Origin of the sequence: Massilia putida (assembly GCF_001941825.1) — a bacterium.
GTDB classification, from domain to species: domain Bacteria; phylum Pseudomonadota; class Gammaproteobacteria; order Burkholderiales; family Burkholderiaceae_D; genus Telluria; species Telluria putida.
On sequence record NZ_CP019038.1, the window covers coordinates 3,261,133 to 3,272,549 of the forward strand.

12 protein-coding genes are annotated in these 11,417 nt (G+C 66.5%); 5 read left to right on the forward strand and 7 right to left on the reverse strand.

Translation table 11 applies throughout. The annotated features are described in order from the left end of the window. Window positions 1–23: 23 nt before the first annotated feature. The 4 genes from hutH to BVG12_RS16725 form a co-directional block, all read right to left on the reverse strand. Window positions 24–1,565 (reverse strand): histidine ammonia-lyase, encoded by a 1,542-nt coding sequence (hutH, locus tag BVG12_RS16710; protein ID WP_075793392.1) that lies wholly within the window; start codon window positions 1,563–1,565, stop codon window positions 24–26. Window positions 1,566–1,589: 24 nt separating this feature from the next. After that, window positions 1,590–3,296, reverse strand: a complete 1,707-nt coding sequence (gene hutU / locus BVG12_RS16715) for a urocanate hydratase (RefSeq protein WP_075793393.1) — start codon at window positions 3,294–3,296, stop codon at window positions 1,590–1,592. A gap of 78 nt (window positions 3,297–3,374) precedes the next feature. Continuing rightward, the gene (locus tag BVG12_RS16720; RefSeq protein WP_075793394.1) at window positions 3,375–4,040 is read right to left on the reverse strand and encodes a hypothetical protein; all 666 of its coding nucleotides are present in this window, start codon (window positions 4,038–4,040) and stop codon (window positions 3,375–3,377) included. Between the two features lie 23 nt (window positions 4,041–4,063). Continuing rightward, entirely contained in the window at window positions 4,064–5,734 is a 1,671-nt protein-coding gene (locus BVG12_RS16725; RefSeq protein WP_075793395.1) for an amidohydrolase, read from the reverse strand. A 173-nt stretch (window positions 5,735–5,907) separates the two neighbouring features. Here BVG12_RS16725 and BVG12_RS34835 point away from each other — a divergent pair, with 173 nt between their 5' ends. Beyond that, window positions 5,908–6,186: a glutathione S-transferase family protein gene (locus BVG12_RS34835; RefSeq protein ID WP_218921059.1), complete on the forward strand. Its 279-nt coding sequence runs from the start codon at window positions 5,908–5,910 to the stop codon at window positions 6,184–6,186. A gap of 24 nt (window positions 6,187–6,210) precedes the next feature. After that, on the forward strand, window positions 6,211–6,546 hold the full coding sequence (locus tag BVG12_RS34840) for a glutathione S-transferase C-terminal domain-containing protein (RefSeq protein ID WP_218921060.1): 336 nt from the start codon (window positions 6,211–6,213) through the stop codon (window positions 6,544–6,546). Window positions 6,547–6,556: 10 nt separating this feature from the next. Here the strand turns inward: BVG12_RS34840 and BVG12_RS16735 are convergent, their stop codons facing one another. After that, on the reverse strand, window positions 6,557–7,057 hold the full coding sequence (locus BVG12_RS16735) for a hypothetical protein (protein WP_075793396.1): 501 nt from the start codon (window positions 7,055–7,057) through the stop codon (window positions 6,557–6,559). Window positions 7,058–7,255: 198 nt separating this feature from the next. On the opposite strand from BVG12_RS16735, the gene BVG12_RS16740 reads away from it, so the two are divergent. Beyond that, complete coding sequence (locus BVG12_RS16740) at window positions 7,256–7,996, forward strand: transposase (protein ID WP_156895656.1); 741 nt, start codon at window positions 7,256–7,258, stop codon at window positions 7,994–7,996. 9 nt (window positions 7,997–8,005) lie between these two features. Here BVG12_RS16740 and BVG12_RS16745 read toward each other — a convergent pair whose 3' ends face one another. Next, window positions 8,006–8,713, reverse strand: a complete 708-nt coding sequence (locus BVG12_RS16745; protein ID WP_075793397.1) for a 2OG-Fe(II) oxygenase — start codon at window positions 8,711–8,713, stop codon at window positions 8,006–8,008. Then, window positions 8,710–9,816, reverse strand: coding sequence for a bifunctional DNA-binding transcriptional regulator/O6-methylguanine-DNA methyltransferase Ada (gene ada / locus BVG12_RS16750; protein ID WP_075793398.1), 1,107 nt, complete (start codon window positions 9,814–9,816; stop codon window positions 8,710–8,712). Before ada ends, BVG12_RS16745 begins: the two co-directional genes overlap by 4 nt. A 138-nt stretch (window positions 9,817–9,954) precedes the next feature. Between ada and hutC the strand changes: the two genes are divergently transcribed. Further along, complete coding sequence (hutC, locus tag BVG12_RS16755; protein ID WP_156895657.1) at window positions 9,955–10,674, forward strand: histidine utilization transcriptional repressor HutC; 720 nt, start codon at window positions 9,955–9,957, stop codon at window positions 10,672–10,674. A gap of 306 nt (window positions 10,675–10,980) precedes the next feature. After that, a complete protein-coding gene (trxA, locus tag BVG12_RS16760; protein ID WP_036236119.1) occupies window positions 10,981–11,307 on the forward strand; it encodes a thioredoxin TrxA in 327 nt (108 codons plus the stop codon). Window positions 11,308–11,417 lie beyond the last annotated feature (110 nt).

Genomic DNA, 11,417 nt, shown 5'->3' on the forward strand with positions numbered 1-11,417 from the left:
TCCTGCTTAGTGATTTCGTTCTATCAGTGCAGCGCGGCGAACAAGTCCTTGCACGCGGCCGACAATTCGCCTTCCATCACCATCCGGCGCGCCGCCTCGATGTCCGGCGCGAAGAACCGGTCTTCGTCGAACGCCGGCACGTGTTCGCGCAATTTTGCATGAACGTGTTCCAGGTGGCTGGAGCTCGTCAGCGGGCGGTGGAATTCGATCCCCTGGGCCGCCGCCAGCAGCTCGATGCCGACGATGACACCCGTATTGTGCGCCATCTGGCCGAGACGGCGCGCCGCGAATGTCGCCATGCTGACATGGTCTTCCTGGTTCGCGGACGTCGGCAGGCTGTCGACGCTGGCCGGATGCGCCAGCGACTTGTTTTCCGACGCCAGCGCGGCCGCCGTCACGTGCGCGATCATGAAGCCGGAGTTGACGCCCGGCTCACGCACGAGGAACGGCGGCAGGCCGGACAAGGTGGAATCGATCAGCAGCGCGATGCGGCGCTCGGCCAGCGCGCCGATCTCGGCGATGGCCAGCGCCAGCGTGTCGGCCGCGAAGGCGACTGGTTCCGCATGGAAATTGCCGCCAGAAATCACTTCGCCCGAGTCCGGGAACACGAGCGGATTATCGGTCACCGCGTTCGACTCGATCAACAGCGTGCGGCCGGCCTGGGCGATCAGGTCCATCACGGCGCCCATGACCTGCGGCTGGCAGCGCAGGCTGTACGGGTCCTGCACGCGCTCGTCGCCGACGAGGTGAGACGCGCGGATCGCGCTGCCCGCCACCAGCTGGCGATAAATCTTCGCCGCCGCGATCTGGCCCGGCTGGCCGCGCACTTCGTGCACGCGCGGGTCGAACGGCGCGTCGCTGCCGCGCGCGGCGTCCAGCGACAGGCTGCCCGCCACCATCGCCGCCTCCAGCAGGCGCTCGGCCAGGAACAGGCCATGCAGCGCCAGCGCCGTCGACACCTGCGTGCCGTTGATGAGGGCGAGGCCTTCCTTCGCCGCCAGCACGACCGGTTCGATGCCGGCCGCCGCCAGCGCGGTGCGCGCGTCCATGATCTCGCCGCGCATGCGCACCTGGCCGACGCCCAGCATCGCGAGCGTCATGTGCGCCAGCGGCGCGAGGTCGCCGGACGCGCCCACCGAGCCCTGGCACGGGATCGCGGGCATGATGCCGGCGTTGTACAGCGCGATCAGGGTGTCGACGATCAGCGGCCGCACCCCGGAATAGCCGCGCGCCAGGCTGCCGATCTTGGTGAGCAGGATCAGGCGCACGACGTGGTCCGGCAGGTATTCGCCGGTGCCGACGGCGTGGGACAGGATCAGGTTCTGCTGCAGCTGTTCGAGCTGGGCCTGCGGAATGTGGCGCTTGGCCAGGATGCCGAAGCCCGTGTTGATGCCGTAGGCCGGATCGCCCTTGGCGACGATGCCCTGCACCGTCGCGGCCGACTTTTCGATGGCGGCGTAGGCTTCCGGCGCCAGGGTCAATGCGCCGGGGGCGCTCCAGACCGCGCGCAGGTCGTTCAGGGACAATGCGCCCGGTTGCAGGATGAGGTGATGTGCTTGAGTCATGGTGTCGTGGTGTCGCTAGCAGTCTTACTTGATCATCGGCAGGCGCAGGCCGAAGCGTTTCGCCGTTTCGATCGCGAGTTCGTAGCCGGCATCCGCATGACGCATGACGCCCGAGGCGCAATCGTTGACGAGGACGCGGGCCAGGCGTTTATCCGCGGCCTCGGTGCCGTCGGCCACGATGACGACGCCCGCATGCTGCGAATAGCCCATGCCGACGCCGCCGCCGTGGTGCAGCGACACCCACGTCGCGCCGCCCGCCGTGTTCAGCATGGCGTTCAGCAGCGGCCAGTCGGAGACGGCGTCGGTGCCGTCGCGCATGGCTTCCGTCTCGCGGTTCGGGCTCGCGACGGAGCCGGTGTCCAGGTGGTCGCGCCCGATCACGATCGGCGCTTTCAATTCGCCCGTGCGCACCATCTCGTTGAACGCGAGGCCGGCCAGGTGGCGTTCGCCGAGGCCCAGCCAGCAGATGCGCGCCGGCAGGCCCTGGAAGGCGATGCGGTCGCGCGCCATGTCGAGCCAGCGGTGCACGCGCGCGTGCTGCGGGAAGAGTTCCTTGATCTTCGCGTCGGTTTTATAGATGTCTTCCGGATCGCCGGACAGTGCGACCCAGCGGAACGGACCGCGGCCTTCGCAGAACTGCGGGCGGATATACGCCGGCACGAAGCCGGGGAAGTCGAAGGCATTCCTGACGCCCTGGTCGAACGCGACCTGGCGGATGTTGTTGCCGTAGTCGACGGCGTGCGCGCCCAGCGCCTTGAAGTCGAGGATCGCCTGCACGTGCACGGCGCACGATTCGGCCGCGGCCTGCTTCAGCAGCCCGTGCTGCGCGGGGTCGCGCTGCGCCGCCAGCCATTGTTCGACGGTCCAGCCGCGCGGCAGGTAGCCGTGGATCAGGTCGTGGGCGGACGTCTGGTCCGTGACGACGTCCGGCACGAGGCCGCCGGCTTGTGCGCGCCGCACGAGTTCCGGCAAGATCTCGGCCGCATTGCCGAGCAGGCCGATGGAGACCGCTTCGCGCTTGTCCTTGTGCTGCGCGACCATGGCCAGCGCCTCGTCGATGTCGCGCGCCTGCTTGTCCAGGTAGCGGGTGCGCAGGCGGAAATCGATGCTGCTTTGCTGGCATTCGATCGTCAACGACACGGCGCCGGCGAACGTGGCGGCCAACGGCTGCGCGCCGCCCATGCCGCCCAGGCCCGCGGTCAGGATCCAGCGCCCCGCCATGTCGCCTCCGAAGTGCTGTCGCCCGGCTTCGGCGAATGTCTCGTACGTGCCCTGCACGATGCCCTGCGTGCCGATATAGATCCAGCTGCCGGCCGTCATCTGGCCGTACATGAACAGGCCTTTGCGGTCGAGTTCATTGAAGTGCTCCCACGTCGCCCATTTCGGCACGAGGTTCGAGTTCGCGAGCAGCACGCGCGGGGCGTCGGGATGCGTCTGGAACACGCCGACCGGCTTGCCGGACTGGATCAGCAAGGTCTGGTCGTCGTCCAGTTCGCGCAGCGACGCGAGGATCTGGTCGAAGCAGGCCCAGTCGCGCGCCGCGCGGCCGATGCCGCCGTACACGACGAGGCCTTGCGGGTTCTCCGCCACCTCGGCATCCAGGTTGTTCTGCAGCATGCGGTAGGCCGCTTCGGTCAGCCAGTTCTTGCAAGTGAGCTCGCTGCCGCGCGGGGCGCGGATGACGCGGGTGGGATCGAAACGCGGATCACCGGCGGGAGAGACTTTGGTCATGACAGACTCCTCGATAAGGATGCGCGGGACGCACAGGCGCCCGCATTCCTGAAAGTCTAAGTTGTCTATACAACTACGTCAAGGGCGATAACTCAGATTCGGACGGTAGCGCAGCAATTCATTGTCCACCCGGTCGACGAGGCCGGACAGTGGATATGGCGTCCCCAGCGTGGCGGCCGCGCCGAACGTCGGCACGGCGCGCATCAGCACGTATTGCGGCACCTCGCCGCCGGCCTGCAGCCGGTACCACGTCTGGCGCGCCGCCGTGCCGCGCTCGCGCGCCACCGCCTGCTCGAACGCGGCTTCCTGGCCGGGACGGATGTGGTACGTCGTCATGGAGAGAAAAGGCGACGCGTCCGGCAGCGGCTCGCCCGTGCTCATCGCATCGACCCGCTGGTAGATGCCGTGGCTGACGAAGTCCGCGTACGGCGCCACGTTCACGTTGTTGTCGGCGGCGTCGGCCGCGGGCTGCACGGCCGCGTCGAAGTCGGCGGCCGCGTGGCCGAACGTGCCGTCCATGAACAAGTTGATGCGGTTGCCCAGCACGAAGGTCCAGCCATACCACGTCCACGTGTCCTTCGCGCCCCGGTGCCATTGCAGGTGCCGCTCGTAGCCTTTTTCGAACGCGTCGGCCTGGCCGGGCTTGGGCACGATGACGACCATGCGGGCGTAGGACGGGCTGCCCTGCTGGGCGAACGCCGGGGACAGGGCGGCGAGAGCGAGAGCGGCGACGATGCCTTTCAATGCATTTCCTCCCAATGTCGATGTCATGGCTTGCGGTAGACCTGGCGGCCGCCCACCCACGTTTCCAGCACGCCGATCTGGTGGATGTCGTACGGCGACATCTTGAACATGTCGCGGTCGATCACGATGAAATCCGCGTACTTGCCCGCTTCGAGCGAGCCTAGCGTGTTTTCCTGATGGCCGGCGTACGCCGCGTCCAGCGTGAAGCAGCGGAACGCCTCCTTCAAGGACATCTCCTGCTCGGGATACCAGCCGGCGATCGGGTTGCCGGCCGCGTCCTGGCGCGTGACGGCCGCGTGGATGCCGAAGAACGGATTCGGCGCCTCGACCGGAAAATCGGAGCCGCACGCGATGCGCGAGCCCTGCGCCAGGAACGTCCGCCACGCGTACGCGCCCTTGATGCGCTCGGGGCCGATACGCTGCTCGGCCATGTTCTTGTCGGACGTCGCATGCGTCGGCTGCATCGACGGGATGATGCCGATGCTTTTGAATCGCGGGATGTCGGCCAGGGTCACGACCTGGGCGTGTTCGATGCGGTGGCGCAGCGCTTGTGCGTGATTGGCCGGGATCTCTTTCGCGAACGTGTCGAGGATCTGGCGGTTGCCGGCATCGCCGATCGCGTGCACGTTGACCTGGTAGCCCTTCTTCATGGCCTTGGCGATCATCGCGTCGATTTCCCCGTTCGAGTGGAACAGCAGGCCGTGCGAATGCGGGTCGTCCGTGTACGGCGCCAGCAGCGCGGCACCGCGGCTGCCCAGCGCGCCGTCGGCATACAGCTTCACGGCGCGCAGCGCGTACATGTCGTGGCCGTAGGCGTTCAGCGGGCCGCTTTTCGACAGCTGGTCGAAGTCCGCCCCGGTGCCCCCGATCATCGCGTAGATGCGCGCCGTCAGCTTGCCGTGGTCGGCGTAGTCGCGGTACAGCCGGTCCTGGCCGACGCCAATGCCCGCGTCGTGCGCGCTCGTGAGGCCGACGCTGGCCATCCTGGCCAAGGCGCGGTCGAGCATCGTGCGGGCTTCCTGCTCCGTCGGTTGCGGCAGCACCTCCTGGATCATGGCCTGCGCGGCGTCGACCAGCACGCCCGTCGCGTGACCGGCGGCGTCGCGCACGATCTTGCCGCCCACCGGATCGGGCGTCTTGTCCGTGATGCCGGCCAGCGCCAGCGCGCGGCCGTTGGCCCAGCCGGCGTGGCCGTCGACGCGCTCCAGCCAGACGGGGCGATCGGCCACGACGCCATCGAGTTCCTGCGCCGTCGGGAAGCGGCCCAGCTTCCAGTTTTCCTGGTTCCACCCGCGCCCGCGCACCCACGCGCGCTCGCCGTTGGCGCGCGCATAGTCGCCGATGGCGGCCAGCGCCTGCGGCAGCGACGTCGTGGCCGACAAGTCGAGCTGCGTCAGCATTTCGCCCAGGCCGAACACGTGGCCGTGCGCATCGATCAGGCCCGGCAGCACGGTGCGGCCGGCCATGTCGACGTGCTTCGCCTGCGGCGCCTTCGCCGCCACGTCCGCGGCGGTGCCGACGGCGAGGATGCGGCCGGCGTCGTCGAACGCGAGCGACGCGAACTGGACGACGTCGCCCTTCGCGTTCAGCGTGTAGCCGTTGGCATTGTCGATGACGGTGGTGGCGTGGGCCGTGGCGGCGGTGAGGGCCAGGGCGATCAGGGTGTGCCTTGTGTGCTTGTGGCGCAGGCGCATCGGGGTCTCCGTTCTCGTTGTGGTTGAACCGCGGTACGGTTCAATAGCAAGAAACAGAGTGTATCGAAATTTATATTGTGGTCAATCGCCGGGCCACGGTTCGATCGCAAGAACCGGAGGGTGCGACGCTTTGTACGGTGGTCCAATCGTGGTCCGACGATTGGAGATGAACGATGATCACCCTGTACGATTACCTGCCCTCGCAGAATGCCTGGAAAGTCCGCCTGCTGCTGAACCACCTCGACCTGCCCTACCGCACGGAGATCGTGCGCATCTTCGAAGGCGAAGGCCAGCGTCCCGAATTCCTGGCCGTGAGTCCGACCGGCGCGGTGCCGGCGCTGCGCCTGTCCGACGGCCGCACGCTGGCCGAGTCGAACGCCATCCTGACGTACCTCGCGCACGGCACGCCGTATCTGCCGGAGGATGCCTTCGGCCAGGCGAAGGTGCAGTAATGGCTGTCGTTCGAGCAGGACCACGTGGCATCGATCGCCACCTTGCGCCACTGGAGGCTGACGGGCAAGCTGGCGCGGCGCGCGCCGGCGCTGGTCGACCGCCTGCGCCTCGTCGCGCACAAGGCGCTGGCGATCCTCGACCGCGAACTGGCGCAGCGCCCGTTCATCGCGGGCGCCGCGTACACGATCGCCGACATGTCGCTGTTCGCCTACGTGCACCGGTCCGACGAAGCCGGGCTCGCGCTGGAAGACTATCCCGGCATCGTCCGCTGGATAGCCGGCGTGCGGGCGCAGCCGGGCTTCCTGGGCACGGTATACCCCTACTCGATCGACCCGTTCTCGGGCAACGAACTGCCCTGACGGCGCGCGTTCACTCGAACTGGATGCGCGTGATGTAGTACGGCGGGTAGGCGTTGCCCTGGCCCTGCCAGAGGATGGCGTCGATGGTCTTGCCGGCCGCGTCGATGTCCTTGAGCGGCACCTCGACGACGGCCCACGTCTTCGCCTTGGGCTGGATGACGTAGTCTGCCTCGATCGCTTTGCCGTCGGCCATGGCCTTGACCATCAGGGTCTGGCCGCCGTCCCTGCCGCCGTTGATGACGAAGGTCAGCTTGCTGTACCCCTCGGTGGAAAACGGATCGTGGTGCAACGCGAGGGCGCTCCACGGATCGCCTTCGACGCGGATCGGCTTGCCGTTGCCGATCGGGACGGCCAACTGCGTCTTGGCCCAGCTCCAGTTCTGGAAGCCGTTCTTCAATTCGTCTTCGTAGACGACGAGGGGTTGCGGCAGGTTCCCGGCCCGGGCCAGGCCCCCGCCGGCCAGGCCGGCCGCACCAAGGGCGGCCAGGAACAGGCGGCGCGATACGCTCATGGTTGTCTCCGTTGGATTATCGTTGTCATGCCTGCTTGACGCAGGTAGGTCGATGTTACGACTGAAACATATGCATATCCAAAGCCCGGTAAAAATTCTTTGCCACTTGGCGGATTTCGTAAACCAAAACCGGGGTCAGAGCCCGATTTTTGGAAAGTTCCGCATGCAAATGGTCCAGATACACCTGCACAGTTGATCTTGCTCGCCGCCGGTCGGACGACGATTCTGTATCGTCTCGTTTTTCGTCGCTTTCCGCTTTCCGCTTTCGCCATGCCACGTCCGCGCCGCCTTGTCCTGCCGTCGGTACCACTCCATGTCATCCAGCGAGGAAACAATCGGCTTCCGTGCTTCACCTGCCGGAGCGACTATCTGGTCTATCTCGACATGCTGCGTGAATGCGCATACGACTGCGGTTGTACTCTGCATGCCTACGCACTGATGACCAACCACGCGCATTTACTCTTTTCGCCAGATGATGAGCATGGCGCCAGTGTACTGATGCGGCGCTTGGGCCAACGTTACGTGCAATACTTCAACCGTCGCCATACGCGTACGGGCACCTTGTGGGAAGGCCGCTTTCGTTCTTGCCTGGTGCTTGACGAGCAATATTTTCTGGCATGCCAGCGCTACATCGAGCTCAATCCTGTCCGTGCGCGGATGGTGGACAAGCCGGAACACTATCCTTGGTCCAGTTACCGAATAAATGCCCTTGGACAGGAGAGTCCGCTGGTCAAACCGCATCTCGCTTATTTGCGCCTGCATCGTGAAACGATCGCCCGTCAAGCTGCATACAGGCAGCTATGTGAAGAGGCATTCCCCGAGCAACTCATCGCAGAAATCAGAGATGCCAGCAATGGCCATCGTCCTCTCGGCACCGCAGCACCGAGAGGGACGACGCCAGAAAAAGCGCTGGAACAATTTCCAAAAATCGGGCTCTGACCCCGGTGTTTAGCTGGCGTCGTGGAAGATGATGCCGAGCGTATGCCGCCGGCCGCTGCGCACCCGGCTGACGCCGTGCCGCATGTTGACCCGGTAGACGCCGCGCGTGCCGTTGACGGGGCGCGTGTGCACGGGGAAGACGACGGCGTCGCCCTGCCCCAGCGGCACCACCTCGGCGCGCGATTGCATGCGCGGTCGCTGTTCCGTCAGGACGAATTCGCCGCCGCTGAAATCCACCCCGGGACGCGCCAGCAGCACGGCCACCTGCAGCGGGAACACGAAGTCGCCGTACAGGTCCTGGTGCAGGCAGTTGTAGTCGCCCGAACCGTATTGCAGCAGCAGGGGCGTCGGCCGCAGCTGGCCGGCCGCATGGCAGCGCGCGAGGTAGTCCGCATGCGCGTCCGGATAGCGGTCGGGAAGGCCGAGCGCGGCCTGCCAGCGGTTGGCGATGCGCGCCAGCGGCGGATACAGGGCCGTGCGCAGGTCCGCAAGACCGGGCGGCAGCGGGTAGGCGTAATAGCGGTACTCGCCCCGCCCGAAACCGTGGCGCTCCATCACGACGCGACTGCGGAACAGCGCCTCGTCCGCGTAACCGGCCGCGTATTGCGCGCACTGGCCCGAGTCCAGCAGCGACGGCAGCACGGCGCAGCCGAACGCATCGAGGTCGTCGCCGACGCGGTCCCAGTCGATGCCCGCCATGCGGTCGACGTCCGTCATGCCTCGACCTCGTCCGCCTGGCTGGCCTCGCGCTGGAGCAGCGCGTGCTTGCGGTCGACGCCCCAGCGGTAGCCGGAGATCGAGCCGTCATTGCGCACGACGCGGTGACAGGGAATCGCCACCGCCACCGGATTGGCGGCGCACGCCCCCGCGATGGCGCGTGCGCCCTGCGGCATGCCGAGGCGCGCGGCCAGTTCGGCATAGCCGACCGTCTGCCCGGCCGGGATCTGGCGCAGCGCCTGCCAGACGCGCTGCTGGAACGCCGTGCCGCGCACGTCCAGCGGCAGGTCGAGGCCGAGGCGCGGCGCCTCGACGAAGGCGACGACCTGGGCCACCGTGCGCTCGAAGCCGGGTTCGGCGCCGATCAGTTCCGCTTTCGGGAAGCGGTCCTGCAGGTCGCGCACGAGCGCGTCCGGATCGTCGCCCAGCAGGATGCAGCAGATGCCCTTATCGGTCGCGGCGACAAGCAGCGCGCCCAGCGAGCATTGCGCCACAGCGAAGCGGATGGCTTCCCCGCCGCCGCCCGCGCGATAGCGTTTTGGCGTCATGCCCAGCATGCCGGACGACGCGGCGTAGAAGCGGCCGCTGGAATTGAAGCCGGCATCGTAGGCGGCCGCGGTGACGCTGCCCGCCTGCGCGAGCCCCTGCTTCAGACGCTCGGCCCGGCGCGCCGCCGCATAGGCCTTGGGCGTGATGCCCGTATGGGCCTTGAAGATGCGGTGGAAGTGGAAGCGGCTCATGCCGCAGGCCTCGGCCAGGCTGGCGAGGTCCGGTTCTTCCTCGGCGGCCTCGATCAGGCGGCAGGCCTTGGCGACGGCGTCGGCCTGGCGTTCGGCCAGCGGCGGCGCGTCCGGACGGCAGCGCAGGCAGGCGCGGAAGCCCGCCGCCTCGGCATCGCCCGGCGTCGCGTGGAAGGCCACGTTGGCGCGGCGCGGCGTGCGCGACGGGCACGACGGCCGGCAGTACACGCCCGTGCTGCGCACGGAATAATAAAACCGGCCGTCGGCGTCGCGCGCGCGCGCGACGACGGCCGCCCAGCGCTCGTCGTCGGTGGCGTAGGCGGCAGGTGCGGTCTCGGTTCGGCGGATGGTGGCGGTGTTCATCTCGGTCTCCCAATTCACGATAGCCCCATCGTAAGCGCCGGCGTGGCGGCAAACACTTCGGGTCTTGCTTTCGAATTCGCGATGCTAGAATAACGCCTCTCATCGCCGCGGCGGCATCCAGGATTTTCGGAGAGTAGTTTGGACGAACAAATCGCGCAAGACAGTACACCCATTTTCCAGCGCATCAAGGACTACCTGCTCGGCGAAATCGCATCGGGCCGCTGGAAAGAAGGCGACCTGGTGCCCTCCGAGCAGGCGCTCGTGCGCCAGTTCGGCGTCTCGCGCATGACCGTCAACCGGGCCGTGCGCGAACTGACGGCGGAACAGGTGCTCACGCGCCGCCAGGGTTCGGGCACCTATGTCGCGCCGCAGAAGTACCAGGCCACGCTGGTCGAGATCCGCAACATCGCCGACGAGGTGCGCGCACGCGGCCACGTGCATGCGAGCCATCCGCGCCTGCTGGAACAAAGCCCGGCGGGCGAGGCGCTGGCGCGCCAGTTCGAGCTGGCGCCCGGCACGCCGCTGTTTCACTCGCTGATCGTGCACGACGAGAACGGCCGGCCGATCCAAGTCGAGGACCGCTGGGTCAATCCGGCCTGCGCGCCTTCCTACCTCGATCAGGATTTTTCGCGCATCACGCCCAACGAACACCTGATGACGGCCGCGCCGCTGCAAGGCGCCACCTACAGCATCGAGGCGCTGCCGGCGCCGCGCGAGGTGGCGGACATGCTGGACGTCGCTCCCGGCACGTCGTGCCTCGTGCTCAAGCGCCGCACCACGTCGAACGGCCGGGTGGCCTCGGTCGTGACGATGTGGCACCCGGGACATTTGTACAAGTTCACAGGCAGCGTCGGCTGACGATGCCGTTCGACCCGGCGTAAAATCGCGATCATGGCTGACGTTAATCAGGATCGCCGCGTATGTTAAGATTTTGTACAAAGCTTACGAACACGTTCCAAAAAAATCGGTTATTATTCCGATTAAACCCCGCCTGACATCCTCTTGCAGCTCTTCCACTATTGAATATTGCACACATTGGCACCACCTTTGTGCAGCAAGCCAGTCTGACAAGTACGGGAACCGGCTGACACTACCGAGCAGGATCGACGAGAGGTCCACGAAGACCTGCAGGCATTAATTGACCTACCTCTCACTGAGGAAAACATGAGCGAAAACATCAAACATATCAGCGATGCATCTTTCGAAACCGACGTGCTGAAGTCCGAGCGCCCGGTCCTCGTCGACTTCTGGGCCGAGTGGTGCGGCCCCTGCAAGATGATCGCGCCGATCCTGGAAGAAGTCGCGAAAGAATACGATGGCAAGCTGCTGATCGCGAAGATGGACGTCGATGCGAACCAGGCCGTGCCGGCCAAGTTCGGCATCCGCGGCATTCCGACGCTGATCCTGTTTAAAAACGGTGTCGCAGCCGCCCAAAAGGTCGGTGCCATGGCCAAAGGCCAGTTGACCGCCTTCATCGACAGCAACATCTGATACCATTGGTGGCGGCAGCGCGCCCGCACTGCCGCCTGTTCCGGACTGGGTAGACGATCGATTCCGATCCTATCCTTTGATTAACCCACGCAGTCCCCTCCCCTACCTTT